The following is a 26,367-nucleotide window of genomic DNA, read 5'->3' on the forward strand; positions in this document are numbered from 1 at the left end:
GGGCGGCCCCAGTCGCGGCCTACGGCGGCACCGGTCAAAATCCGGCGCCGCCAATGTTAACCTGAAACCGGCTGCAGGTAGCGCAGCAGTCCAGCCAGTTCGCGGGCATAGGCCTCGACATCGGGCTGGTCTTCCAGCGAGGTCAGGATCTGCGCCCGGCCTTGCATCCAGCTGGACAGCAACTGCGCCTGGAAGGGCGGCAGCGCCGCGTCACTGCCCTGGACCCAGCGGATGGCGGCGCCCATGCGGGCCCCCCGGCTTTGGCGGAAGGCCAGGTACAGCGGCGCCAGGCTGGGGTCGCGGCAGCATTCCAGGGCGAAATCCGCCATGGCGTGGATGGTGTTGCGGCCGGCGATGCGCCCGCCTTCCACCGGCGTCAGCATGTTGTTCGCCGCCGCCCGCAGGAAGTCCGGCAGCGCCGGCGGCTTCCGGTCCAGTTCGGGAACCTCGCGGCGCAATTCGCCGTGGATGGACTGGAAGGCGCGGCGGATGATGTCGCCGCGCGACCGGAAATAATAGGTGGTGGAGGACAGGGACACATCGGCCCGATGCGCCACCGCCCGGTGGGTGACGGACGCCACCCCCTGGTCGATGATGGTGGCGACGGCGGCGGCGATGATGCGCTGTTCCGTCTCGCCCGCCGGCTCCATCACCATGTCGCTGGTGGACGGCGGCCGCAGGCGGCCGTGCCAGAGGGACGGCGGCCCGTCCACGGGATCGCACAAATGGCGCAGCGCCTCCAGGATCGCCAGGGCGAAACCGGCGGTGCCGCCCGGCACCAGGACCGTCAACTGATCGCCCACCAGATAGTGCAGGACGATGTCGGCCACATGGTGGGGCAGGCCGGCCAGGGCGAACAGGTCGCGATGGTTGTTGCGCCGTTCCTCAAACCAATCGGCCAGGATGGGGCGCAGGGCCGGCGTGTGCCGCGCCTGGTGGATGAGTTCGTACCAGACCAGCTCAATGGTGGCGCGGTCAGCCGGCGGGTTCAGCGTGTGGGCGATCAGGGCATCGGCCAGGCCGAACGCGGGCAGCGCGCCGTCGCCCAGCGTGTCGCGGAACGCGGCCCACGCCCGGCGGTCGCGGTCGGCGGCGGCCAGGAACACGGTCTGCGTCAGGCTGTCCTTGTCACCCAGGTGATAAGGCACGGCGCTGGTGGACAGGCCGGCGGCGGCGGCCAGGTTGCGTACGCTGAGCGCCTTCAGCCCACCCTGGGCCAGCAGCCCATGCGCCTCATCAATCAGTCGTTCGCGCGTGCCGTCCACCGGCGCGCGCGAAGCGCCGGCATGGCCCGTATGCTCCCCGAAAATCGGGGGTGCCGGGTGCGGATTGAGCGACGTGACGGTGGATGGATTAAGGCCGGGTTTCATGACCGCGCTTCTTGAGGGCCGAAGCGCACTGATAGTCCATCCGCGAAAGAACAGCAATCACTCAGTGTCAGATTATATCACAATTCATAGGGTTACGGTGGCAGGGATATCCCACCGCTCCCCCAAAGGTTCCATGACCTTAGCGGCCGGTGATATGGGACGGGCAAGCCCGTCCCATATCACCCCGGGTCTCAGGGCACCGGGTGGCCTTGGGCGGCCTCCAGGATCTGGAACCACTGCTGGCGCAGCATCTTCACCTGGGCCGCCTGCGCATAGGATCGCACGCGTTCCAGCCGGGTGGTGCCCAGCACCGGCACCGGGCGGGCCGGGTGGCGCATCAGCCAGGCCAGGGCCACCGTACCCGGGTCATCCACGCCCAACTCGGCCCCCACGGCCTTCAGCGCGTCCATGGTCCGGCGCGCCTGTTCGGTGGCGCCGGTGAACAGGCCGCCGCCGCCCAGCGGCGACCAGGCCATGGGACGCATGCGCAGTTCCAGCGCCTGGTCCAGCGTGCCGTCGAACAGCGGCGCCAGGTTGGTCACCGAGAATTCGATCTGGTTGGTGACCAGCGGGCGCCCCAGGCGGGATTGCAGCAGGCTGATCTGCGAGGGCTTGTGGTTGGACACGCCGACATGCAGCACGGTGCCGGCCCGCAGCAGGCGGTCCAGCGCGTCGGCGGTGTTGTCCGGGTTCATCAGCGGGTCGGGCCGATGCAGCAGCAGCAGGTCGATATAATCGGTGCCCAGCTTGCGCAACGACTGTTCCACCGAGGCCTGGATGTAGTCGCCACAGGTGTTGTAGTGCTTCACCACCGTCTGCGGCTGCTTGTCCGACAGCAGGGCGATGTCGCACTTGGTGACCAGTTGCAGGGCCGACCGCCGGCCGCCCCATTCCCTCAGCGCCTGGCCGAACAGTGTTTCCGCCCCGTAATCGCCGTAAATGTCGGCATGATCGAAGCTGGAGATGCCCAGTTCCAGGCAGCCGTCCAGGAAGCGCGCCAGCTTGGCCGGGGTGTTGGTCTCCTCCCCCTCCAGCGAGCGCCAGGCGCCCCACACCAGGGGGGACAGGCGCGGGCCTTCGGCGTGCAGGCTGCCCTGGGCGTCGGGGACGGGCGGGATGTGGGGGGTGGTGCCAGGCATGGGTGCGTTCCGGGAAATGGATATGAAGAATAATGTCCCGATCATCCGACCGTCGGGGCCCCGCCGTCGAGGGGAAAACGTCCCCGCCTTGCGTTCTGCCAGGCGTGCAAAGGGGTGGGATGACAAGCGCCTCTGGATCAATGCGAAACGCAACGGTTGCCGCTTGAATGTGCCGCCGCTGGGCTGGCACAATATGTGCAAGATTGTCACTCCCGGCAGTCGCCCGTTTTCAGCCGGTATTGAGGAAGGGTCGTGATGAGCCTGACCATCCTGTTCGACGATACCCGGCGCGTGCCGGACGATGTCCTGAACCTGACGGGCGTGGCCACCTTCGGCGGCTTGATCCACGGTCGCCGCACCCTGCTGCGCCATGTGCAGGAAGCCGCACAGGAGGCGGGCCTGCCGCCACCCATCGTGCTGACCACCCGCGGCCTGGTGGATGAGGCGGTGGAGCGTATGGCGGCGGCACCGGCCGACGCGCAATTCCTGGTGTTCCCGGCAAATCTGGTGGCGATAGGCGCGCGTGGACAACTGACGGCGCTGTTGCGGCGCCTGGCCCATGCCGTGGGCAACCAGGCCTGGCCCGTGGCCACCACCGCCGATTGGACGGCCCTGGTGCTGGTGGAGCGGCGTCTGGCGGAAGCGGCGCTGACGGCGCTGGGGCAGGGACGGTTGAAGGAGTTCGCCAGCCGCCGCCGTCGCGACTTCACCGTGCCGGACAGCCTGGACACGGGCCTGACCGACCTGCGCGACCCGGCGCAGTTCATGGGATTCCTGGCCAACAACTTCGATGCCCGCCACTTCAATTCCATCAGCGACGGGCCGGACTACACCCTGGTCAAGCGGTCCCGCGACCGGGCCAAGCTGCGGCGGGAGTTCGAGTATTACGGCCTGCTGCCGGCGGAGCAGCGCATCTTTTTCGTCCAGCCCTTCGACTTCCAGGATGACGGCGAGTCCGCCAGCTATCGCATGGAACGCCTGCTGATCGCCGACATGGGCATTCAATGGGTGCACGGCGCCATGAGCGCGGGGGAATTCGCGCTGTTCCTGGACCGCGTCCTGTCCTATGTGACCCAGCGCCCGACGCGCCGCGTCCCCCGGCCGGAGGGGCGGGCGGTGATGGACCGCCTCTACCGCGACAAGGTGGTGGAGCGGGTGGCGCAACTGAAGCGTCTGCCGGCTTACGCCGACCTGGGCCCCCTGTTGTTCCGGGCGGTGGGCGGCATCGACGCCTTGCTGGAACGCTACCTCGCGGCCTATGAGGCGTTGCGCGACCGCTTCCCGGCCGACCGGCTGGCCATCGGCCATGGCGATTTGTGTTTCTCCAACATCCTGTATGCCAAGGCGACGCAGTTGCTGCGCTTCATCGATCCGCGCGGAGTGGAGACGGCGGACGAGATTTACACCGATCCCTATTACGACCTGGCCAAGCTTTCGCACTCCATCCTCGGCGGCTATGATTTCATCAACAGCGGCCAGTATGAGGTGGCGCTGGGCGCCGATCTGGGCCTGACCCTGGCCAGCGACGCCGGCGACCGTGACTGGGCGCACGGCCTGTTCCGCGACCGCTTGCGGCAGGCTGGGTTCGACCCCATGCTGGTGCGCCTGTGCGAGGCGTCGCTGTTCATCAGCATGGCGCCCTTGCACATCGACGTGCCGAAGAAGATCCTGGGCTTCGCGCTGACCGCCCGCTCCATCCTGGACGGGATCGAGGCCGCCTGAAGGAAATCACCCCATGCCTGCCATTCAGCCCCCTACGGTCATCATTACCATGGCGGGCATGGGGCAACGTTTTCGTGACGTGGGCTACACCGTGCCCAAATACCGGATCGAGGCGCACGGCCGCACCCTGTTCGCCTGGGCGATGCTGAGCCTGCGGTCCTTCATCCAGGCGGGATCGCCCTTCATCTTCGTGGCCCTGCGCCGGGATGGGGCGGAGCCCTTCATCCGGGAACAGGCGGCGGCCCTGGGCATCCGCGACGTGGCGCTGGTCGAACTGGACGCGCTGACCGATGGCCAGGCGACCAGCGCCTTGGCGGCGCGGCCGGCCGTGGCGGATCCGGACCGGCCCATGCTGGTCTACAACATCGATACCCACGTCGACCCGGTCCACCTGCCGGCGGATGCGGTGCGCGGCGACGGCTGGGTTCCGTGCTTTCCGGGTGCCGGGGCGGGCTGGAGCTTCGCCCGTGCCGATGATACCGGCCGCATCGACCTGCTGCGGGAGAAGGAGCGCATTTCCGACGACGCCTCGGTGGGGCTCTACTGGTTCTCTTCCTTCAACCTTTACGCCCGGTCGTACGCGGCGTTCTTCGCCGATCCCGCCAACATGGCGAAGGGGGAGAAGTATATCGCCCCGCTGTACAACCACCTGATCCAGGCCGGCCACCCGGTTTATCTGCACCGCGTGCCGCTGGCGGCCGTGGTGCCGCTGGGCACGCCGGCGGAGGTGGCGCGTTTCCTGGAAGGCGTGCCGCCGGCGCTGTAGAGGCGTTCAGGTTCGGTGCTGGGGCGGATGCCCTTTTACGAGAGGCCGCACTGTGGAAGAGGTTCCGGAATTTTGCTCGTGACCGGTGGGTCGGGATAGTACTGGGTGTTGATTTGCACTTTCTGGGCGGTTTGTTTGTCTGACAGTATTTCAATCAGCTTGAGGGCCGCATCCAGGCCCGAGGAGATGCCGCCCCCCGTCAGGCGAGGGCTGGAGCCCGGGCGTTCATCCAGGACGTAGCGGGGGAAACCCTGCGCCGCCGTCACCTTGGGAAACCGTTCCTTGAAGCAGTTGATGCAGGACCAATGGGTGGTTGCCGTGTACCCATCCAGCAGACCTGCCGCCGCCAGCAGCAGCGATCCTTCGCACACGGAAGCGATGACGCCGGCGTTCTTGGCCTTGGCCTTCACGAAGTTCAGATAGGTCTGCTTGGGATCGTTGATTTCCCGGCTGACGGATTTGGTTTCACCACCCGGCACCCACAGCGCGTGGTAGTGCTGCGCCGCGTCGGCGAAAGCGACGTCCACCTGGAATTTGTAACCTTTATAGAAGGTGACGAGGCCGGGTTTGGCCGCCGTCAATTCCACGTCAAAGCCTGCCCACCGGAACATATCGTAGGGGCCGGAGACGTCCAGCGTTTCCACGTTTTCAAATACCGGGATACCGATCAGCATGGCATGGCCTCCATCGGATGATGATGAAGGTTGGCATGAATTGCAGAAAATAACAATCTTAAGTTGATTTTCCTGCGCCCTCAGTCCTGGTAAACCGATGCGCCGGCGCGGAACAGTTGCTCGCGCAGCCAACGATGGCCGGCATCCTCATGATGGCGGGGATGCCAGAAGGCGGCGACCTCCGCCGGTGGGACCGCCACCGGTGGCTCGAACAGATCCAGCGAGGCGGCGTAGCGGCTGAGGAAGCGGCGGGGCAGGGTGCACAGCAGGTCACTGGCGGCGATGATGGTGGGGGCCACCGCGTAGTTCTGGACGGAAAAGCCCACGCGGCGCGACCGGCCTATGGCGGCCAGCGCCGTATCGACAAAACCGTGAAAGGGCGGCCCCTCCGACGACACCAGCAGATGGTCATGGGCGCAATAGGCATCCAGGCTGAAGGTGCTGCAGCCGCGCGGGTGCTGCTTGCGCTGGCCCACGGCGAAGTCGTCCGCGAACAGCGTGCGGCTGTGCCAGGCATCATGCGCGTGGGTACCGACGCCGATGTAAAGGTCGACCTCGCCGCTTTCCAACAACTCAGCCACCCGGGGTTTGTCCGGCGTTCGCAGGACAAGCCGCACGCCCGGCGCCAGGGCCTGCACCCGGGGGATCAGGTCGGGCGCCAGCATGACGGCGGGGTTTTCGTGCAAGGCCAGGGTGAAGATGCGGCTGCTGGTCGTCGGGTCGAAATCGCCGGACGACTGCACCATGGCGTTCAGGTTGGTCAGCACCGCCGACAGCAGCGGTTGCAAGGCCAGCGCCCGGGGCGTGGGCAGGACGCCCCGGCCATTGGGCGCCGGGATGAACAGCCGGTCGTCGAACACCTCCCGCAGGCGGGCCAACCGGGCCGACAGGGCCGGCTGGCGCAGGTTCAGGCGGGCGGCGGCCTTGGTGACGTTGCTGTCGATCAACAGCGCCTCGAACGCCAGCAGCAGATCGATGTCCAGCCTGTTGATGTCTATCACCGCGCCTGATCCTTTGAATCCCCATGGGCGGGCGCCGTCGCCGGGCTGCCCGCCCATGGATATAACACGTGTCGTCGGCCGGCTCAGTTGCCGGCGCGGTTGATGTAGTCGACCGGCACCCAGGCATAGCCCTTGCCCTCCGCCCGCACGTGGCCGATGCCGGGGAAGGGCATGTGCGGCACGGCGATCAGCGTCCTTTCGGCCGCGAATTGCCGAAAGGCCTGGGCCCGCACGGCGGCCGCCTTGTCCTGGTCCTGGTCGAAGGCGATGGTGGTCGCCGGTTCCGGGAACTGGACCGCGGCGGCGTGCACGATATCGCCGGTGAAGACGATGCGCTGCCCCTTGCTGTCCAGGGTAAAGAAGGCGCTGCCCGGCGTGTGGCCGGCGTGCAGGGTGGCGGTGATGCCGGGCAGCACGGGGCCATCCATGGCGATGGGCCTCACCTTGCCGGCATCCAGGTAGGGCTTCAGCATGGTGGCGGCCAGGTCGAAATAATGGATGTCGTAGTGCGTGCGTTCGGCGTTCGACCGATCGAAGAAAAAGTCCAGGTCGGCTTGGCCGACATAGACGGTGGCGTTGGGGAACACCCGCTGGCCCTGGTGGACCAGGCCCCCGGCATGGTCGGAATGGGCGTGCGTGATCAGGATGTCGGTGATCTGGTCGGGGGTGTAGCCGGCGCGCTTCAGGCTGTCCGGCAGCTTGCCGCCCAGGCCGGGCCCGAACAGTTCGCCCACGCCGGTATCGACCAGCACCAGATGGCCCGGCAGTTCGATCAGGAAGGCGTTGATCGACGCCTCGGTCGGCGTGGCCTGGAAAGCGCGCGCCAGCAGCCCATCGATCTTTTGCGGCGTGGTCCGTTGCAGCAGCGTGTGCAGGTTGATGGGCACGCTGCCGTCCGACAGGGCGGTGACCGGCACGTTGCCGATCTTCAGGCGATGGATATCGGCGCCCTGGTCCACGGCCTGGACGGTGGTGGGCGACAGGGCGGCTGGTTCGGTCGCCACCGGGGACGCGGCGGCGGACATCAGGGGCAGGGCGGCGACGGCCAGCAACAGGCTGGCGGTACGGAAGAACGGGAAGCGAGACATGGGGCGGGTGTCCTCTGGTTGAGGACGCCTATGTATGGCCGGCAGACGTATGCGTGGAGGGCTGGCCTATCGATGGTAGTGATCAATAGCGTCGATGATGAGGTGCCTTGCCCGATAGCGGCATGGGCACTATCATTGAATGATATCGATAGGTGACCCATGCCCAGCAGCTATACCCTCGGCCGGCATTTCGAAGAATTCATCCAGAGCCAGTTACACGGTGGCCGGTACAACAACGCCAGCGAAGTGGTACGTGACGCTTTGCGACTGCTGGAGGCGCGGGAGCGCCGTTTGGCGGCCTTGGACGCGGTGTTGGACAACGCTATCGCTGCTGCGGATGCCGGGCACGTTGTCGATGCGCAGATTGTTTTCGATGAGTTGGATGCGGAATTGGCGTCACTGCCTGACACATCTTTCTGATGAAGGTCGTCTACTCTGTCCCAGCTCAGGCCGAGCTACGTGCTATCGGTTTTTATATAGCGCGCGATAATAGGGCGCGGGCGAGGACCTTCATTCGGGAAATTAATGCGAGTATCTTGAGAATTGGTCAAATCCCGCATGGGTTTCCACTGGTACCCCACCGGCGCAATGATGACATTCGCCGCCAAGTATTCCGCAACTATTTGATTTTCTACCAGGTTCGCGAAGATCACGTTCTGATCCTGCACATCCTTCACGGCGCCCAGGATTACGACAGCGTCTTATTCTCGGACGAGTAAGCCCCCCACTCACGCCAGTACTCCACCCAGGATCAAATCCTGGTGCAGGCCGATCAGTTCTTCCTCGCCCATGCGGCCGGCGGGGTTGTACCAGGTGCATACGCCGGTCAGCATGGCCAGGATGGCATAGGCGGTCACCGGTGGGTCGGTGCGCTTGAAGGTGCCCTGGGTCATGCCGTCCTCCAGAATGGTCACCAACAGGCGTTCGTAATCGCGGCGCATGGCCAGGATCACCTCACGGTTCCCATCCTCCAGGCTGCGCAGTTCGGAACTGCCGATGAACACCTCCGCCGTGCGGCGGATGTGATAGGACACGTGGAAACGCATGAAGCGCTTCAGGCGGTCCAGCGGGTCGGTCGCCCCCTCCAGGGCCGCCGCCACCTCCGCCGACAGGGCCACCATGTGGTCCCGGATCAGGATGAACAGCAGTTCCTGCTTGGACTGGATGTAGTTGTACATCGACCCCGGTTGGATGCCGACCTCATTGCCCAACTGGCGCAGGGTGATGGCCTCATAGCCATGCTGGTGGATCAGGCGCAGGCCCGCCGTGCGGATCGCCTCCATCGTCTTGGGGCCGCGTGAGCCCACCGTGCGCACCATGCCGTTCCATCCAGTCTTTCAAAAAAGTGTCCGCGACTTTTCGGCCGGCCGCTGGCGCGCGTCAAGTTCGCGCCCCATTTGGCTTCTAAGACGTGCTTGCAGCCGATCAGAAAAAAACGTATGACCGTTTGTAAATAAGCAATCCCATATTCCTTGAGGGAGGACAAGCCCGCCATGTCGATTTCCGCCGCGTTCCCCACCATGGACTTCGGCTTGGGTGAAACCGCCGATATGCTGCGCGACGCCGTCACGGCCTTCGCCAACGCCGAAATCGCCCCCCGCGCGGCGGAGATCGACCGCACCGACCAGTTCCCCATGGACCTGTGGCGTAAGCTGGGTGACCTGGGCGTGTTGGGCGTGACGGCGGAGGAGGAGTACGGCGGCGCCGCCATGGGGTATGTCGAGCACATGGTGGCGATGGAGGAGATCAGCCGGGCTTCGGCCTCCGTGGGCCTCAGCTACGGCGCCCATTCCAACCTGTGCGTCAACCAGATCCGCCTGAACGGTTCAGCCGAACAGAAGAACCGCTACCTGCCCAAGCTGATTTCCGGCGACCATGTCGGCGCCCTGGCGATGAGTGAGCCGGGCGCCGGGTCCGACGTCGTTTCCATGAAGCTGAAGGCGGAACGCAAGGGCGACCGCTATGTCCTGAACGGCACCAAGATGTGGATCACCAACGGCCCCGACGCCGACACCCTGGTGGTCTACGCCAAGACTGATGCGTCGGCGGGGCCGAAGGGCATCACCGCCTTCCTGATCGAGAAGGGGTTTGCCGGTTTCAGTTGCGCGCAGAAGCTGGACAAGCTGGGCATGCGCGGCAGCCACACCGGCGAACTGGTGTTCCAGGACTGCGAAGTGCCGGAGGAGAACATCCTGGGCCAGTTGGGCGGCGGCGTCCGCGTGCTGATGAGCGGCCTGGATTATGAGCGCGCGGTGTTGGCCGCCGGCCCCCTGGGCATCATGCAGGCCTGCCTGGATGTGGTGGTGCCCTACATCCATGACCGGGAGCAGTTCGGCCAGCCCATCGGCGAATTCCAGTTCATCCAGGGCAAGGTCGCGGACATGTACGTGGCCCTCAATTCCGCCCGCGCCTATGTCTACGCCGTGGGCCGGGCGGCGGATACCAAGCGGATCACCCGCAAGGACGCGGCAGGATCCATCCTGCTGGCGGCGGAAAGCGCCACCAAGTGCGCGCTGGACGCCATCCAGGTGTTGGGCGGCAACGGCTACATCAACGAATTCGCCACCGGCCGCCTGCTGCGCGACGCCAAGCTGTATGAGATCGGCGCCGGCACGTCGGAGATCCGGCGCATGCTGATCGGCCGGGAACTGTTCCGCGAAAGCGCCCATTGATCGCCGCCGCCTTTTGACGACATCTGCCTGAAAACAAGGGGAATACCCGCGTCATGCCCCAGCTGACTTCCCAGATCGACACCCGCGCCGCCGCCTTCGCCGATAACGCCACGGCCATGCGCACCCTGGTCGGCGACCTGCACGCCACCGTCACCGGCATCAAGCAGGGCGGGGGGGAGAAGGCAAGGGTCCGGCACCTGGCGCGCGGCAAGCTGCTGCCCCGCGACCGGGTGCGCCACCTGCTGGACCCGGGCAGCCCGTGGCTGGAGCTGTCGCAACTGGCGGCCCATGGCGTGTACGAGGATGTGGTGCCGGCGGCCGGCATCCTGACCGGCATCGGCCGCGTTTCCGGCCGCGAATGCGTGGTGGTGGCCAACGACGCCACGGTCAAGGGCGGCACCTATTACCCCCTGACGGTGAAGAAGCATCTGCGGGCGCAGGAGATCGCGCGGGAAAACAACCTGCCTTGCGTCTACCTGGTCGACAGCGGTGGCGCCAACCTGCCCAACCAGGATGAGGTCTTCCCCGACCGCGACCATTTCGGCCGCATCTTCTATAACCAGGCCACGATGTCGGCCGCCGGCATCCCCCAGATCGCCGTGGTCATGGGCAGTTGCACGGCCGGCGGCGCCTATGTGCCCGCCATGGCCGACGAGTCCATCATCGTCCGCAACCAGGGCACCATCTTCTTAGGGGGACCGCCCCTGGTGAAGGCCGCGACGGGTGAGGTGGTGAGTGCCGAGGATCTGGGCGGTGCGGACGTGCACAGCCGCACCAGCGGCGTCACCGACCATTACGCCCAGAACGACGCCCACGCCCTGGCCATCGCGCGCCGCATCGTCGGCAATCTGAACCGGGTGAAGACCCCCGCCCTGGACCTGCGTCCGCCGGTGGCGCCCAAGTACGATGCCGAGGAAATCTACGGCATCATCCCGACCGACAGCCGCAAGCCCTTCGATGTGCGGGAGATCATCGCCCGTCTGGTCGACGGCTCGGAATTCGATGAGTTCAAGCAGTTGTACGGCGCCACGCTGGTCTGCGGCTTCGCCCATCTCTGGGGCTATCCGGTCGGCATCATCGCCAACAACGGCATCCTGTTTTCCGAAAGCGCGCTGAAGGGCGCCCATTTCATCGAACTATGCAATCAGCGGGGCATCCCGTTGATTTTCCTGCAGAACATCACCGGCTTCATGGTCGGGCAGAAATATGAGAACGCCGGCATCGCCAAGGACGGCGCCAAGCTGGTGACGGCGGTGGCCTGCGCCAAGGTGCCGAAGTTCACAATCATTATCGGCGGCAGTTTCGGCGCCGGCAATTACGGCATGTGCGGCCGGGGATATTCCCCGCGTTTCCTTTACATGTGGCCCAACGCCCGCATCGGTGTCATGGGCGGTGAACAGGCGGCCGGCGTGCTGGCCACCGTCAAGCGCGACGGCCTGGAATCCCAGGGCAAGAGCTGGAGTGCGGAGGAGGAGGAGGCGTTCAAGGCCCCCATCCGCGCCCAATACGAACACCAGGGTCATCCCTATTACGCCAGCGCCCGCCTGTGGGACGACGGCATCATCGACCCCGCCGAGACGCGCATGGTGCTGGCGCTTTCGATTTCCGCCGCCCTCAACGCCCCGGTGGAACCGACCACCTATGGCGTCTTCCGTATGTGAGGACAAGGCTATGAGCGACGTTCTTGCCATGGTGGATGATGCCGGGATCGCCACCGTCACCCTGGATCGGCCAGCCCTGCACAACGCCTTCAACGAAGGCGTGATCGCCGATCTGACCCGGCTGTTCGAACAGCTGGGCGCCGACCCGGCTATCCGTGCCATCCAGCTGCGCGCCAACGGCCCCAGTTTCTCCGCCGGGGCGGATCTGGACTGGATGCGGCGCATGGCGGGCTACAGCCGCGACCAGAACCATGCCGACGCGCTGGCCCTGGCCACCATGCTGCGCACCCTGAACACCTGCCCGAAACCCACCATCGGGGTGGTTCAGGGGGCGGCCTATGGCGGTGGCGTGGGCCTGGTGGCGTGCTGCGATATCGCCGTCGTGGCCGAGGGGGCCACCTTCTGTTTGTCGGAGGTGAAGCTGGGCCTGATCCCCGCCACCATCGCCCCTTATGTCGTGGCAGCCATGGGCGAACGCGCCTGCCGCCGCTATTTCCTGACGGCGGAGCGCTTCGGCGCCGAAGAGGCGCATGCCTTGGGCCTGGTGCACCAGGTGGTGCCGGCGGACCAGTTGGACGCCGCCGTGGCGACGCTGGTGAAGCGTCTGCTTGAGGCCGGCCCCGCCGCGCAAGCCGCGGCCAAGGACCTGATTTTCGCCTGCGCCAACCGGCCGGTAACCGACGATCTGGTCAGCGACACGGCCGAACGTATCGCCCGCATCCGGGCCAGTGAGGAAGGACGGGAGGGCGTCGCCGCCTTCCTGGAAAAGCGCAAGCCCAACTGGGTTGCGGCACCTGTGGGGGACAAGTGATGCCTGGGATGATCGACACGCTGCTGATCGCCAACCGCGGGGAAATCGCGGCCCGTGTCATCCGCACGGCGCGGCGCCTGGGCATCCGCACGGTGGCGGTCTATTCCGACGCGGACGCCGATGCCCTGCATGTGTCGCTGGCGGATGAGGCGGTGCGCATCGGCGCCGCCCCCGCCCGCGACAGCTACCTACGTATGGACGCCATCCTGGACGCCGCCGCCCGCACGGGCGCGCAGGCTATCCACCCCGGCTACGGCTTCCTGTCGGAAAACGCCGGCTTCGCCGAGGCCTGCGCCGCCGCCGGCCTGATTTTCGTCGGCCCGCCCGCTGCCGCCATCCGCGCCATGGGTGGCAAGTCGGAGGCCAAGGCCCTGATGGAAACCGCCGGCGTGCCGCTGGTGCCGGGCTACCATGGGGCGGAGCAGAACAGCGGCGTGCTGGCGGCGGAGGCGGTGCGCATCGGTTTCCCCGTGCTGATCAAGGCGTCGGCTGGCGGCGGCGGCAAGGGCATGAAGGTCGCGACCTCGGCCGAGGACTTCCATGACCAGTTGGCGTCCGCCAAGCGTGAGGCTTTGGCCGCGTTCGGCGATGATCGCGTGCTGATCGAGAAGTATCTGGCCCGGCCGCGCCATGTGGAAATCCAGGTGTTCGCCGACAGCCACGGCACTTGCGTCTATCTGTTCGAGCGCGACTGTTCCATCCAACGCCGCCACCAGAAGGTGGTGGAGGAGGCACCGGCCCCCAACCTGCCCGAGGATGTACGGCGGGCGATGGGGCAGGCGGCGGTGGCCGCGGCCAAGGCCATCGGTTATGTCGGCGCCGGCACGGTGGAATTCCTGCTGGATCCGGTGGAAACCGGCGGCGACGGGCGTTTCTATTTCATGGAGATGAACACCCGCCTGCAGGTGGAACACCCGGTGACGGAATACATCACCGGCCAGGATCTGGTGGAGTGGCAGTTGCGGGTGGCGGCCGGCCACCCCCTGCCGCTGACGCAGGATCAGTTAGCGGTCAACGGCCACGCCATCGAGGTGCGGCTGTATGCGGAGGATCCGGACAAGGGTTTCCTGCCGCAGACCGGCACCCTGGCGCACCTGCGCTTCCCGGAGGCCAGCCCGCATGTGCGGGTGGACACCGGCGTGCGCCAGGGCGACGCCATCTCCATCCACTATGACCCCATGATCGCCAAGCTGATCGTGTGGGACAAGGATCGGCCGCGGGCGGTGCGCCGCTTGCGCCAGGCGCTGGCGGGGACGGAGGTGGGGGGACTGGCGGCCAACATTCCCTTCCTGGCAGCCATCGCAGCCCATCCGGCCTTCCTGGCGGCCGACCTGGACACCCGCTTCATCGAGCGCTACCAGGCCGACCTGCTGGCGCCCGCGGATGCGCCGGCCGGCGAGACCCTGGCCCTGGCGGCGCTGGGCGTGCTGCTGGAACGCCAGGCGGCGACGGTGGCCGCGACCGCCGCCACCAACGACCCGTGGAGCCCCTGGGGCCAGGGCGACGGCTGGCGCCTGAATGACGAGGTGGCGGAGACGCTGACCTTCAGCGACGGGCGGGAGGACGCCGCCCACCATGAGGTGCGGGTGGCCTGTCATCGTGGCGGTACCTTCCTGCTGACCCTGCCGGCGGCGGTGACGCTGGAAGGCATGGCGCCGGACGGCGCGGTGCCGGCGCGGGCACGGTTCCAGGCGGACGGCACGCTGGTGGCGGAGATCAACGGCCGCCGTTTCACCGCCGGCTGGTCACACCAGGGGCGGGCGGTGGATCTGTTCCGCCAGGGCCGTCACCACCGCCTGAGCGTGATCGACCCGCTGGATGTGGGGGAGGTCGAGGCCGGCGGCGGCGGGCGCCTGGTGGCGCCCATGCCGGGCAAGGTCATCGCCGTGCTGGTGGCCGCCGGCGACCGGGTGGAGAAGGGCCAGGGCCTGGTGGTGCTGGAGGCGATGAAGATGGAGCACACCATCAAGGCGCAAGGACCGGGCACGGTGGACACCGTGCGTTACGCCGTGGGTGACCAGGTGCCGGACGGCGCTGAACTGATCATCGTGACGGGGGACGAGGCATGACCGGCGCCACCATCCGCATCGTCGAGGTCGGCCCCCGCGACGGCCTGCAGAATGAGGCGGTGCTGGTGCCCACCGACATCAAGGTGGCGCTGGTGGACCGCCTGGCCGCCACCGGCCTGACGGTGGTGGAGGCCGGGGCCTTCGTGTCGCCCAAATGGGTGCCGCAGATGGCGGACAGCGCCGCCGTGCTGGCGCAGATCCAGCGTCCGGCGGGCGTGCGCTTTCCCGTGCTGGTGCCCAATGAGCGCGGCCTGACCCAGGCGCTGGCCGCCGGTGTCAAGGAGATCGCCGTCTTCGCCGCCGCGTCGGAGGCGTTCTCCCAGCGCAACATCAATTGTTCCATCGCCGAAAGCCTGGACCGCTTCGCCCCGGTGGCCCGCCAGGCGCGCGACGCCAGCGTGTCGGTGCGAGGGTATGTATCCTGCGTGCTGGGCTGCCCATATGAAGGCGCCATTGATCCGGGCCGGGTGGCGGAGGTGTCGGCGCGGCTGGTCGATCTGGGGTGCGCCGAAATCTCGCTGGGCGACACCATCGGCGTCGGCACGCCGGCTCAGGCCCAGGCCCTGGTGCGCCGCGTGGCCCGGGACGTGCCGGTGGAAAAGCTGGCGGCCCACTTCCACGACACCTACGGCCAGGCGCTGGCCAACCTGCTGGCCTGCCTGGACGAAGGTGTCCGGGTCATCGACAGTTCCGTGGCCGGCCTGGGCGGCTGCCCCTATGCCAAGGGCGCCACCGGTAACGTGGCGACGGAGGATGTGGTCTACATGCTGGAAGGGCAGGGCCTGGCCACCGGCGTGGACCTGGACGTCCTGGCCGTTATCGGCGGCTGGATCTCCGACACCATCGGCCGCCCGAACGCCAGCCGCGCCGGCCGCGCCCTGCTGGCCAAGGCGGGATGATTGACGGACGTTGCCAATCCTCTAGCATGGGGTATCCCTCACGGAGGTCGTCCCATGCCGGCCATGACAGTCAGGCTCCCCAACGAATTGATCGAATTCGTTGAGGGTGAAATTGCCTCTGGTGATTACGCCACCGCGTCGGAAGTCGTGACCGACGCGCTGCGGCTTCTTCGTCGCGAACGCGCGGTACGCCAAGAAAAGCTGGCCATTCTCCGCAAGGAGATCGCCATTGGATGGGAAGAGGCCAAAGCCGGCTTGCGCTCTGGCAGATCTGTTCTGGAGATCGATGCCGAATTGGATCGAGACGGCTGACAATCGGTTAAGCCGGTGCAGCACTTCTTGAGCGTGACAGAATAGAAACGAATTAACGAATTTTTTCGCAATAAAAACACTGTCCTCGGCCATCTTACGGTCAGTGCCCTTTATTGCCACAGCCAAGCCACTGGACAGCGGGCGGGCGGGCGTTGGACAATGGGGACGGCACGGCCCGGCGAAAAGGGCTGGCTGTTTTCGGGGTGGAGTTGGCGCGAGACCGGCCCACCCGGTTCCAACTTCGGGGAGTAGCGCACATGCTTTTTACCGATGACATCCGCCGACGATTCCATCCCGGGGCGATGATCCCATGCCCTGAGGCCGCCGGTTCGGGCCGGCAACGAAGGACGTGCCTGGACGGTTGATCCGGCCAGGATCCTTGCCGCCGCCCCAACCATACCCATGACCGTCTCCGCCGCCAGTGCCTGAAGGGCCGGCGCGTGATGCGGATCCAGGCTTGGCACATGGTTTTGCGACCCCGAGGGAAGTCCGGGCCGCTGCCGTGACGCCAAGGGCGGATCCCGTGTCGCGCGACGGAACAATCCATCCTTTTCAGCGCTTTAGCGAGCGGGCGGCTGCCTATATCTGGCGCCGCCGGCGGTTTTCCCCGCGGATTGAAAGGTAGAGCAGTTCCATGACCGACACCGTCACGACGACGACCACACCCGCCGCCAATCCGGTGCCCACCAGCCCAGTCCCCCCCACCACCAACGCGGCCCTGCTGGCCTGGGTGGATGAGGTTGTCGCCCAGTGCCAACCCGCATCCGTCCACTGGTGCGACGGCAGCCAGGCGGAATACGACCGGCTGTGCGCGGAGATGGTGGCCCAGGGCACCTTCATCCGGCTGAACCCGGCCAAGCGGCCCAATTCCTTCCTCTGCCGGTCCGATGCCAGCGACGTGGCGCGGGTGGAGGACCGCACCTTCATCTGCTCCCCCACGCCGGAAGGGGCCGGCCCCACCAACAATTGGGCCGACCCGGAGGAGATGCGCGGCACCCTTGCCGGCTTGTTCAAGGGCAGCATGCGCGGCCGTACACTGTACGTCGTGCCGTTCAGCATGGGGCCGCTGGGTTCCCCCATTTCCCACATCGGGGTGCAACTGTCGGACAGCCCCTATGTCGCCGTCAGCATGCGCATCATGACCCGCATGGGCGACGCCGTGTTGAAGCAGCTGGGCGATGGCGACTTCGTGAAGTGCCTGCACAGCGTGGGCGCGCCGCTGAAGGCTGGGCAGAAGGACGTGGCCTGGCCCTGCAACGCCACGCACAAGTACATCGTCCACTTCCCCGAGACGCATGAGATCGTCAGCTTCGGTTCCGGCTACGGCGGCAACGCCTTGCTGGGTAAGAAGTGCTTCGCGCTGCGCATCGCCTCATCCCTGGGGCGGGAGGAAGGTTGGCTGGCGGAGCATATGCTGATCCTGGGCGTGGAAAGCCCGGAGGGGGAAAAGACCTATGTGGCGGCCGCCTTCCCCTCGGCGTGTGGGAAGACCAACTTCGCCATGATGGTGCCGCCGGCGGCGTTCGAGGGCTGGAAGGTCCGCACCATCGGCGACGACATCGCCTGGATCAAGCCGTCGCCGGACGGAACCCTCCGCGCCATCAATCCGGAGGCCGGGTTCTTCGGCGTGGCGCCGGGCACCAGCCTGAAGTCCAACCCCAACGCCCTGCTGACACTGCACGCCAACGTCATCTTCACCAACTGCGCCCTGACGGATGACGGCGACGTGTGGTGGGAAGGCTTGACCGACACCCCGCCGGATCATCTGATCGACTGGGAAGGCAAGGACTGGGCGCCGGCCAGCGGCCGCAAGGCCGCACACCCCAACGCCCGCTTCACCGCGCCGGCCAGCCAGTGCCCCAGCATCGACCCGGCGTGGGAGGATCCGGCCGGCGTGCCCATCGACGCCTTCATCTTCGGCGGCCGTCTGTCGCGCACCTTCCCCCTGGTGTTCGAGACCCGCGACTGGCGGGAAGGCGTCTATTGGGCGGCGACGCTGGGGTCGGAGGCCACGGCGGCCGCCGTTGGCCAGGCCGCCATCCGCCGCGACCCCTTCGCCATGCTGCCCTTCTGCGGCTACAACATGGCGGAGTACTGGCGCCATTGGCTGGACATGGCGCCCCAGGTGACGAAGCTGCCGCGCATCTACCGCGTCAACTGGTTCCGCAAGGACCAGGACGGCCGGTTCGCCTGGCCGGGCTTCGGCGACAACATGCGTGTACTGAAGTGGATAGTGGACCGCGTGCACGGCCGCGCCACCGAGGCGGGCGAGAACCTGTTCGGCCTGACGCCGCGCTATGAGGATCTCACCTGGTCCGGCCTGGATTTCGGGCCGGAGAAGTTCGCCGCGGTCATGGCGCTGGACGATGTCGAGGCCGAGACCGAACTGCGCGGCCAGTCGGAACTGTTCGGCCGGTTCGGCGGCGACACGCCCCAGGAACTGATCGACCAGCAGGACACCCTGCTGGACCGGTTGGCGCAAGGCCGCGAAGCGGCGTAAGGCGGCAACCTCCTGTTCCGTCAAAAGCCCCGGATGGGTCCGCCCTCCGGGGCTTTTTTCATGAGCGCCAGCCGCAGGACCAGCCAGTCGATGTGCGCCAGCAGCAGGGTGCCGGCCTCGCCCCCGGCGCAGCAGGTGGCGGCCAGTTCCATCGCCTGGCGCAGGCGGCCGGGAAGCTTGCCCATCAGCATGTCCAGCGACATCACGGCCACCTCCATCGTCACAAGGCCAGGGCCGCGCGCAGGGCCTGGCGCGCCAGCGTGTGGGCCATCAGCGTCGGGGCGGTGCCGGCCAGCCCGTCCAGCCAGAAGAAGTCGTGGATGGTGCCGATCAGGCGGACGGCGGCGACGTCGACCTCCGCCAGCATCAGGCGGCGGGCGTAGGCCTCCCCCCCGTCCCGCGCCAGATCGGCCTCCGCCGTCAGCACCAAGGTGGGCGGTGACCGGCGCAGCCGTTCCAGGGGCAGGGCCAGGGGCGACAGGGCGGCCCAGCCCAGGCCGGTCGCGAAGGCCCGGGCGGAACAGCGCCGGAAGGCATCCGGATCCAGCCAGTCGTCCACGCCCTCGGTGGCGGCGCAATCGGCGACGATGGGGTGGGCCAGCACCTGGTAGCGGAACCCCGGCCAGCCCGCCGGCCGTGCCGCCGTGGCCAACAGCGCCGCCATGGCACCGCCGCAGCCGTCGCCGGCCAGAACCGTGCGTTCCACATCCAGGCCGTTCGCCGCGCCATGAGCGATCAGCCAATCCAGCGCCGCATGGATCCGGCGCAGGGCCTGGGGGGCCAGGACCGGCGGCGCCCAGCCGGCCTCCACGAACAGCAGGGCTGCCCCACAGCCGGCGGCCAGCCGCAGGGCCGCGGCCCCATGCGTCGCCCAGCCGCCGAAGGCCCAGAAGCCGCCGGGCAGGTAGAACAGGACGGGCACCGTCCCCACCCCGGGCGGATGTGCGAGGATGAGCGAAAACTCGGACGCCCCCTCCACCAGCGTGATGCGGGTCACGGGGGTGGTGTCCAGGGGCGCATCCCCTTGCAGGCGGGCGGCGATGTCGGCGCCCCGGTCGAAACCGCCAGGGGCGTAAGGCGACAGGCCCGCCTCGGCCACCTGGTCAAGGAAGCTGCGGACACCCGGGTCCAGGGTGACGTGCTGCCGGGCAACGGTATCGAGGGTCATGGGGCGGATCACAGGCTGAGCGGCAGGACATCGACGACGTTGGCGCGGCGCCAGGCGGCCGGCGTTTCCCCCGTCACCTGGCGGAACACGCGGCTGAGATGCGCCTGGTCGGCGAAGCCGGCATCCAGCGCGATGTCGGCCAGGGTGTCGTCGCTGTCCAGCATGCGGGTCTTGGCCCGCTCGATCCGGCGCAGGGTGACGAAGGCGCGGGGGGACTGGCCGAAGCTGCGGCGGAAGGCGACGCAGAAGTGCCCGGTGCTGAGCCGTGCCGCGTGGGCCAGATCGTCGTTGCACAGGGTGCCGTCCAGGCGGCTGTCGATCAGGGCCAGCACCCGCTTGGCCTGCCAGGGCGCCAGGCCGCTGCGCTGATCGGCCTCGGGTCCCCGGGTATCGGCGGAACCGCGCCGCAACAGCAGGTCGCGCACCTGGCAGATTTTCTGCCGGGCCTGGCCCATGTCGTGTTCGACCGCTTGCACGGCCTCTTCCAGCAGGCGGGCCAGCGCGGTCAGGCCGCCGGCGTTTTGGGCGAAGGGGGTGTCGAAGGTGAGGGCGGGCGCGGTCATGGTTGCCTCCGGTGCGTTAGCGTGATGGAGGCATTGTGGGGCGGTAGGGCCGTCCCCGGGGAGTTAAGCGATGTGAAGCGTTGGGTGGCGTTAAGCGCTAAACGGCAGCCTTAACGGGACCCAATAGCGGCGCGCACCAACCCTGATAGGCGCGTTCCCTCAGCATCGTCCGCGCTGTGGCGGAACCGGCGACGGCGAACATTTCCAACTGCATGGGGCTGGCGATGGCCGGGACGCCGCCGCCGCCACCCAAGCCGGCGGCATAGCCGTCGGCGAAGGCCCGCCAATGGTCCAGGGCGTGGTGGCGCGCCCGCTGGTCCAGCACCCCGATCCAGGCCAGCGCCAGGTCCGGCGCGCCGGCGGCGATGGCCACGGGGATGCAACCGATGGCCAGGCCGTAACAGACGGACAGCGTATGGTCGATGCGCATCACCTCGTCCGCGCATTCCCGCGCCAGGTCCAGGGCGGCGGGCACGTCGCCCATCATCCAGCGCAGGCGCATCAGCATGCTCAGCATGGCGATGCGGCCATCCACCTGGGCGTAGTTGGCGTTGGTGGCGCGCGTGGGGTCGGCGTCGGCCGCCATCACCGCCTGCAACAGGGCCAGGGACCGGCCGTGGTCGCCCGAGAAATGATGGGACAGGACGCGCATGCGCATGCCCCCCATCCGTTCCGACAGGCTGCCACCGTCGCCGACGCGGGCGCTGAAGGCCTCACCCACCTCCAGGCTTTCGGCGTAGCGGCCGGCCAGGGTGCGGTGCGCCCACACACCCCACAGGGCGCGGCGGGCCAACCCCTCGTTGCCGATGGCTTCGGCGATTTCCAGCGCCTGCTCGAACGCCGCCCCCATGGCCGGCACGGGGCCGCGTGTGTGCCACAACGCATGGCCGTAGGCCGCCAGCAGCTCCACCCGCCGGGCGGCGCGCCGTGCGGCATCCGCCGTTCCCCGCTGGTCCAGCGCCGACAGCATCTGTTCGGCGCGCCCCAGGAATTCGTGGGGCAGCGACAGGTGGAACCACAGCGGCGCGCTGACCACGATCAGGTCCAGACCCAAATCCAGGTCACCCTGGTCACCCACCACCCAGTCCAGGGCGGCGCGGACATCGGCGATGCGGCGGCTGTGCTGGGCCAGCCATTCCCGCGGGGCCTGGCCCTCCCAGGCCCGCTGCATGTCAGCGAAAAGGGACAGCAGGTGGCGGGCATGGGCGGCGCGGGCCGGCGCGTCGTCGCCATCCTCGATCAGGCGCTCATGGCCATAGTGGCGGGTGGTGTCCAGCAGGCGATAGCGCAAACCGTCCGGCTCACGCACGCTGGCCACCAGCGACTTGGCCACCAGTTCCGCCAGGGTTTCCAGCACCATGCCTTCACGGCCGCCGGCCACGCCATGGGCGTCCCGGGCGTCGAAGCTGGCGCGGAATACCGACAGGCGGGCCAGCAGCCGCCGCTCCTCCGCCGTCAGCAGGCCGTAGCTCCAGTCCAGGGCGGCCCGCAGGGTGCGGTGGCGGGGCAGGGCCGTGCGTCGGCCCCGGGTCAGCAGATCCAGGCTGTCCTGAAGGCGCCGCGCCAGTTCCGGCGGGTCCATCAGGTCGATGCGCGCGGCGGCCAGTTCGATGGCCAGGGGAATGCCGTCCAGGCGTCGGCAGATTTCCGCCACCGCCACCGCGTCGCCGTCATCCATGGCGAAGTCGGCATGGACGGCGCGGGCCCGGTCGTGGAACAGGGCAGCCGCCGGATAGGCTAGCACGCCGGCCGCATCGCGGCATTCCTCCGGCGGAACGGGCAGGGCCGGCAGGCGATGCACCCATTCCCCCACGGCGCGCAGGGGTTCGCGGCTGGTCGCCAGGATCAGCAGCGACGGCACGGCGGCCAGCAACTGTTCGGCCAGCGCCGCCGCCGCATCGACCAGATGTTCGCAATTGTCCAGCAGCAGCAGGGTGGGGGCCGCCGCCAGGTCGGCGATGACGGCGCCCAGGCGGTCCGTTCCGGCACCGGGCAGGCCCAGGGCCACGGCCACCGTGCCCTCCGCCAGGACGGGATCGGCAATGGGGGCGAAATCGACGAACCGCACGCGCACGCCGTGGTTCCCGGTAAAGTCGGTGGCGGTTGCCAGGGCCACCGTGGTCTTGCCCATGCCGCCGGGGCCCGCCAGCGTCAGGAAGCGGCGCTGGGGCAACTCATCAACCAGGGTCCGGACGATGGCGGTGCGCCCGACCAGCGGCACCAGGGGACTAAGGGGGGCCGCGGTGTCCATTGCCGGCGACGGTGCCGTGGGGACGGCGACCGGCGCGTCCGGCAGGCTGCGCACCACGGGCAAGGTCAGGCGATAGCCGCGCCCGGCCTCATTCACGATCAGGCGGTCGTCGCCCAGCGCCTTGCGCAGGCCCGACAGGTGGACGCGCACGGCACTTTCATCGATCACCTGGCCGGGCCAGACCTCGGCCAGCAGGCGGTCGCGGGTCACCAGTTCGCCGCCGGCGCCGGCCAGCACCGCCAGCAGGTTGGCGGCCCGGCCGCCCAGCTTCACCGGCTGGCCGTCACGGCAGAGGGTCAGGTGCGGCAGGTCCAGGGTGAAGCCGCCGAAGGCCAGGCGTACGCTCCGCTCGGTCATGGGCGGGCCGTCATCCCGGTAGCGGTACTGGCCGGCGGGATGGCGCAGGAGGTGAACTTCAGGGTGGCGACCAGCACCAGGCACAACGCCGCCGCCCCCGCCACCACCGTCATGGCGTCGATGAAGGCCAGGACGTAAGCCTGTTTCTGCACCGATTGGGCCAGCAGGGCCACGGCGCGCATGGCCGCGTTCCCCGGCGACTGGGCCGCCAGGCCGCCGGCCACCGCCGCCAGATGGTCCTGCACCCCACTGCCGCCCGCCGTGACGTGCAGGCCCAGCAGATTGGAGTGTGTTTGTTCCCGCATGCGTATGAACCAGGTCATGAGGGAGGTCCCCATCTCGCCCCCCAACAGGCGGAAAGTATGGATAAAAACGCCGAATGTCAGCACCTGTGACGGCACGATATGGCGGGTGACGTAGAACAGGAAGGCGGTGAAGCCCAGGCACTGGCCGGTCGCCTGCAGCAATTGGCTGGGGATGAAATCGGCGCTGATCCACTCATGCGTCAGGCCGTTCGCCACCATCAGGCAGGCGCCGGCGATGGCGGTGAAACCGATGGCCATGACGCCGCGGGCGTCCAGCCGTTGCAGGACCAGGCCGACCAGCGGCGCCAGCAGGAACTGGGGTGCCGCCACCCATAGCAGGGCGTCGCCCACGTCCAGGGCGCGATAGCCCTGCACCTGGGTCAGGAACTGCGGGATGATGAAGGCGGTCGCCAGGGTCTGGAAGCGGTACAGCGCCAGGATGAAGGCCAGGGCCAGCATGGTGGATGAGCTGGCGAAGTGGAAATCGAAGAACGGCCGCTCGGCCGTCAGTTCGCGCACCACGAACATGACCAGCAGGAAAGCGGCCCCGGCCGCCAGCGCCACCACCAGGCCCGACCCGAACCAGTCCAGCCGGTCGCCCTGGTCCAGGGCCGTGTAGGCCAGGCTGGCGCCGATGCCCAGATAGGCCAGGCCCGGCGCGTCCACCCGGCTGATCTGGTCGCGGTTGGGCGGGTCGCGCGGCATGCCCAGAATCACCAGCACCAGCAGGGGCGGCACCAGGAACAGATGCTGCCAATAAATCCACTGCCAGCCCCAATGATCGACATAGAACCCCTCCAGCGAGGCCGGCAGGTTCTGCGACAGTTCCAGGCTCATGGCGTAGGCAGCCAGCCCGAACACCTGCCAGGCGGGCTTCAGGCTGCGCATGACGAAGCCGATGGCCAGCGGTACGAAGGTGCCGGAGCCCAGGCCGGCGATGAATTGCAGCGCCAGCAGGGCGCCCAGGTTGGGCGACAGCGGCGTCAGCGCGCTGGCCACGCCGCAAGCTGGCCGCCCCCCAGAAGATGACGCGGCGCGGCCCGAAGGCGATGCCCAGCCAGACCGACAGCACCCCCATCAGCATCTGCGCCACGGTGGAGGCGGTGCCGATCCAGGCGCCGTCATCCACGCCGGCGTGGACGGCACCCCGGATGTCCGCCAGCCCGAAGGTGGTCAGCCGGCCATACAGGGTGGAGATGATGGCGCCCAGCAGCACCGCCGCCACGCCGGCCAGCGGGCGGGGCGCCCAGGGGCGGGGGGCGGCAGGGGCGGTCGCGCTCACTGGTCCCCCGTGTCGATGCGGGCCCGCACCGATAGGCCGGGGCGCAGGCGGTCCAGCAGCGGCTGGCCCGGATCCAGGCGGATCTTCACCGGCACGCGCTGCACCACCTTGGTGAAGTTGCCGGTGGCGTTGTCCGGCGGCAGCAGGGCGAATTGCGCACCCGAGGCGGGGGCCAGCGCCTCGACATGCCCGGTTAGTTTCTGGCCGGGGAAGGTGTCGACCTCCACCCGGGCGGGCTGCCCAGGTTGCACGTGGGTCAACTGGGTTTCCTTATAGTTGGCCACCACCCAGACGCCGGGCAGCGGCACCACGGCGATGACCTGGGTGCCGGGGGAGACCAGCTGACCCGGCCGCACCTGGCGTTCGCCCACCTCGCCATCCGCCGGGGCGGTGATGCGGGTATAGCCCAGGTTCAGGCGCGCCTGGTCCAGCTGCGCCTTCTGGGCGGCCAGTGCGGCCTCCAACTGGCGCTGCTGCGTGGCCAGCACCTGGATCTGCTGGCGTTGCGCCTCGGCCTGGGCGCGGGCCTGGGCCAGCAGGGCGACGGTCCGCGCCTCATTGGCGTCGGCCTCCTCCACCGCCTGCTGGGCGCTGGCGCCCTTGCCGATCAGGGCGTGCTGGCGGGTGGCTTCCAGGTGATAGCGGCGCAGGTCGGCGGCATCGGCGGCGATGGCAGCGTCGGCCGCCGCCACCGTGGCCCGCTGCAAGGCCTGCTGGCTCTGGTTATTGGCGATGGCGGCCTCCGCCGCGGCCACGTTGGCCACCGCCTGGTCCAGCGCCGCGCGGTAGTCGGCCTCGTCGATCTGGACCAGGACCTGGCCGACGCGGACGCGGGCGAAGTCATCCACCGGCACGGCCCGCACGTAGCCGCCCACCTTGGCGGCCAGCGGCGTCACGTCGGCGCGGGTATAGGCGTCATCCGTGGCCTGCCAGCGCCCGCCGCTGACCCAGGCGTCCCACCGGGTGGTAATGGTGACAACGATGCCGCCCGCAAGGCTCAACGCCAGCAAGGGCACGCCCACCCGCCGCCAGAGGGGAAGCGCGGGAGGCGGGGCGGGAAGGGTGGTGTCCGACATGCGTTTGGGGTCCGGCGGCAAAGGGGGCGGCGGGGCCTGTGCGCCACCTACCGCACCCCATCATGGCGCGCCGTTCCCGGTTGGTCTTGACGATCAGACCTGTGATTTGAACAAACGGTACCGTGACTTGTATCCGGCGGCCCTGCGGATCAGTATTTCGCGGCCCAGAAGGCCAGGACGACCGTGTTGATGGCCGCGGGACCGGTGGGGCGCGGACCACCGTCCTGGCCGCCGATGACATACCCCTGCAGCGCGGGGTCGGTGAGGGGAATCTTCACGACGGTGGAGGGGGCGTAGTCACCCTGGAGCATATAGGACATCTGCACGCTGACCGTGGCTTCGGCGTTGCCGGTCTTGAACTGGATCTGGCCAGCCAGCGTATTGTTGCTGTTGGCGGTGCTGGTCCAGGTCTGTTTCCCGGCAGGGCTTTCGACGACGATCTGCTGGACCCAGCCGGCGGAAAAGAAGCCATCGATATGGATGTTGGTGTTGGCGGGCACGGTGAAGGTGGCGGTGTTGAACATGCGTCTCTCCAAAGGTAGGCGATTGGGGGTGGAAGAGCGCCACAACTTATGCGCGTCATTCCTGCGCGCACCAGTGGTATTCCTTTTTGCGGGAGATTTGTAGGTCTAATTTTACCGATAGGTTGTGTTTTGTGGCCGGCCTATCCCACGGGGGCGC

24 protein-coding genes are annotated in these 26,367 nt (G+C 68.0%); 11 read left to right on the forward strand and 13 right to left on the reverse strand.

The window, feature by feature from the left end; all coding sequences use genetic code 11:
• Positions 1-56 precede the first annotated feature (56 nt).
• Together PW843_29410 and PW843_29415 are read right to left on the reverse strand one after the other, a co-directional pair.
• On the reverse strand, positions 57-1,370 hold the full coding sequence (locus PW843_29410; protein ID MDE1150687.1) for a TetR family transcriptional regulator: 1,314 nt from the start codon (positions 1,368-1,370) through the stop codon (positions 57-59).
• A gap of 191 nt (positions 1,371-1,561) precedes the next feature.
• Entirely contained in the window at positions 1,562-2,509 is a 948-nt protein-coding gene (locus PW843_29415) for an aldo/keto reductase (protein MDE1150688.1), read from the reverse strand.
• Between the two features lie 255 nt (positions 2,510-2,764).
• On the opposite strand from PW843_29415, the gene PW843_29420 reads away from it, so the two are divergent.
• On the forward strand, positions 2,765-4,231 hold the full coding sequence (locus PW843_29420; GenBank protein MDE1150689.1) for a hypothetical protein: 1,467 nt from the start codon (positions 2,765-2,767) through the stop codon (positions 4,229-4,231).
• A gap of 13 nt (positions 4,232-4,244) precedes the next feature.
• Complete coding sequence (locus tag PW843_29425) at positions 4,245-4,997, forward strand: glycosyltransferase family 2 protein (protein ID MDE1150690.1); 753 nt, start codon at positions 4,245-4,247, stop codon at positions 4,995-4,997.
• Between the two features lie 35 nt (positions 4,998-5,032).
• Here PW843_29425 and PW843_29430 read toward each other — a convergent pair whose 3' ends face one another.
• The 3 genes from PW843_29430 to PW843_29440 all read right to left on the reverse strand — a co-directional run bounded on the left by PW843_29430 (position 5,033) and on the right by PW843_29440 (position 7,760).
• Entirely contained in the window at positions 5,033-5,671 is a 639-nt protein-coding gene (locus PW843_29430; GenBank protein ID MDE1150691.1) for a DJ-1/PfpI family protein, read from the reverse strand.
• 80 nt (positions 5,672-5,751) lie between these two features.
• Entirely contained in the window at positions 5,752-6,672 is a 921-nt protein-coding gene (locus PW843_29435) for a LysR family transcriptional regulator (GenBank protein MDE1150692.1), read from the reverse strand.
• An 83-nt stretch (positions 6,673-6,755) separates the two neighbouring features.
• A complete protein-coding gene (locus PW843_29440) occupies positions 6,756-7,760 on the reverse strand; it encodes an MBL fold metallo-hydrolase (protein MDE1150693.1) in 1,005 nt (334 codons plus the stop codon).
• A gap of 159 nt (positions 7,761-7,919) precedes the next feature.
• On the opposite strand from PW843_29440, the gene PW843_29445 reads away from it, so the two are divergent.
• Entirely contained in the window at positions 7,920-8,180 is a 261-nt protein-coding gene (locus PW843_29445; GenBank protein ID MDE1150694.1) for a type II toxin-antitoxin system ParD family antitoxin, read from the forward strand.
• Positions 8,180-8,479: a type II toxin-antitoxin system RelE/ParE family toxin gene (locus PW843_29450; protein MDE1150695.1), complete on the forward strand. Its 300-nt coding sequence runs from the start codon at positions 8,180-8,182 to the stop codon at positions 8,477-8,479. The genes PW843_29445 and PW843_29450 overlap by 1 nt, the downstream gene beginning before the upstream one ends.
• Before the next feature lie 9 nt (positions 8,480-8,488).
• On the opposite strand, the gene PW843_29455 is transcribed toward PW843_29450, so the two are convergent.
• The gene (locus tag PW843_29455) at positions 8,489-9,079 is read right to left on the reverse strand and encodes a TetR/AcrR family transcriptional regulator (GenBank protein ID MDE1150696.1); all 591 of its coding nucleotides are present in this window, start codon (positions 9,077-9,079) and stop codon (positions 8,489-8,491) included.
• Between the two features lie 174 nt (positions 9,080-9,253).
• Between PW843_29455 and PW843_29460 the strand changes: the two genes are divergently transcribed.
• The 7 genes from PW843_29460 to PW843_29490 all read left to right on the forward strand — a co-directional run bounded on the left by PW843_29460 (position 9,254) and on the right by PW843_29490 (position 18,684).
• Positions 9,254-10,432 carry an isovaleryl-CoA dehydrogenase gene (locus PW843_29460; GenBank protein MDE1150697.1) on the forward strand — a complete coding sequence of 393 codons (1,179 nt, stop codon included), beginning with the start codon at positions 9,254-9,256 and terminating at the stop codon, positions 10,430-10,432.
• Positions 10,433-10,485: 53 nt separating this feature from the next.
• Positions 10,486-12,093 carry a carboxyl transferase domain-containing protein gene (locus PW843_29465; protein ID MDE1150698.1) on the forward strand — a complete coding sequence of 536 codons (1,608 nt, stop codon included), beginning with the start codon at positions 10,486-10,488 and terminating at the stop codon, positions 12,091-12,093.
• A gap of 10 nt (positions 12,094-12,103) precedes the next feature.
• The gene (locus PW843_29470; GenBank protein ID MDE1150699.1) at positions 12,104-12,904 is read left to right on the forward strand and encodes an enoyl-CoA hydratase/isomerase family protein; all 801 of its coding nucleotides are present in this window, start codon (positions 12,104-12,106) and stop codon (positions 12,902-12,904) included.
• An 8-nt stretch (positions 12,905-12,912) separates the two neighbouring features.
• Positions 12,913-14,973: an acetyl/propionyl/methylcrotonyl-CoA carboxylase subunit alpha gene (locus PW843_29475; protein ID MDE1150700.1), complete on the forward strand. Its 2,061-nt coding sequence runs from the start codon at positions 12,913-12,915 to the stop codon at positions 14,971-14,973.
• Positions 14,970-15,872 (forward strand): hydroxymethylglutaryl-CoA lyase, encoded by a 903-nt coding sequence (locus PW843_29480; protein ID MDE1150701.1) that lies wholly within the window; start codon positions 14,970-14,972, stop codon positions 15,870-15,872. The genes PW843_29475 and PW843_29480 overlap by 4 nt, the downstream gene beginning before the upstream one ends.
• Before the next feature lie 54 nt (positions 15,873-15,926).
• On the forward strand, positions 15,927-16,184 hold the full coding sequence (locus PW843_29485) for a type II toxin-antitoxin system ParD family antitoxin (GenBank protein ID MDE1150702.1): 258 nt from the start codon (positions 15,927-15,929) through the stop codon (positions 16,182-16,184).
• Between the two features lie 634 nt (positions 16,185-16,818).
• Complete coding sequence (locus tag PW843_29490; GenBank protein MDE1150703.1) at positions 16,819-18,684, forward strand: phosphoenolpyruvate carboxykinase (GTP); 1,866 nt, start codon at positions 16,819-16,821, stop codon at positions 18,682-18,684.
• A gap of 20 nt (positions 18,685-18,704) precedes the next feature.
• Here PW843_29490 and PW843_29495 read toward each other — a convergent pair whose 3' ends face one another.
• The 7 genes from PW843_29495 to PW843_29525 form a co-directional block, all read right to left on the reverse strand.
• The gene (locus PW843_29495) at positions 18,705-18,887 is read right to left on the reverse strand and encodes a hypothetical protein (GenBank protein ID MDE1150704.1); all 183 of its coding nucleotides are present in this window, start codon (positions 18,885-18,887) and stop codon (positions 18,705-18,707) included.
• A gap of 17 nt (positions 18,888-18,904) precedes the next feature.
• Positions 18,905-19,852 carry an alpha/beta hydrolase gene (locus PW843_29500; protein ID MDE1150705.1) on the reverse strand — a complete coding sequence of 316 codons (948 nt, stop codon included), beginning with the start codon at positions 19,850-19,852 and terminating at the stop codon, positions 18,905-18,907.
• Positions 19,853-19,860: 8 nt separating this feature from the next.
• Entirely contained in the window at positions 19,861-20,415 is a 555-nt protein-coding gene (locus tag PW843_29505; protein ID MDE1150706.1) for an AraC family transcriptional regulator, read from the reverse strand.
• 97 nt (positions 20,416-20,512) lie between these two features.
• A complete protein-coding gene (locus tag PW843_29510) occupies positions 20,513-23,023 on the reverse strand; it encodes a winged helix-turn-helix domain-containing protein (GenBank protein ID MDE1150707.1) in 2,511 nt (836 codons plus the stop codon).
• Entirely contained in the window at positions 23,020-24,327 is a 1,308-nt protein-coding gene (locus tag PW843_29515; protein MDE1150708.1) for an MFS transporter, read from the reverse strand. Before PW843_29515 ends, PW843_29510 begins: the two co-directional genes overlap by 4 nt.
• A 279-nt stretch (positions 24,328-24,606) precedes the next feature.
• The gene (locus tag PW843_29520; protein ID MDE1150709.1) at positions 24,607-25,686 is read right to left on the reverse strand and encodes an HlyD family secretion protein; all 1,080 of its coding nucleotides are present in this window, start codon (positions 25,684-25,686) and stop codon (positions 24,607-24,609) included.
• Positions 25,687-25,835: 149 nt separating this feature from the next.
• Positions 25,836-26,210: a hypothetical protein gene (locus tag PW843_29525; protein ID MDE1150710.1), complete on the reverse strand. Its 375-nt coding sequence runs from the start codon at positions 26,208-26,210 to the stop codon at positions 25,836-25,838.
• Between the last annotated feature and the right edge of the window lie 157 nt (positions 26,211-26,367).

The organism is Azospirillaceae bacterium (assembly GCA_028283825.1).
Taxonomy (GTDB): Bacteria; Pseudomonadota; Alphaproteobacteria; order Azospirillales; family Azospirillaceae; genus Nitrospirillum.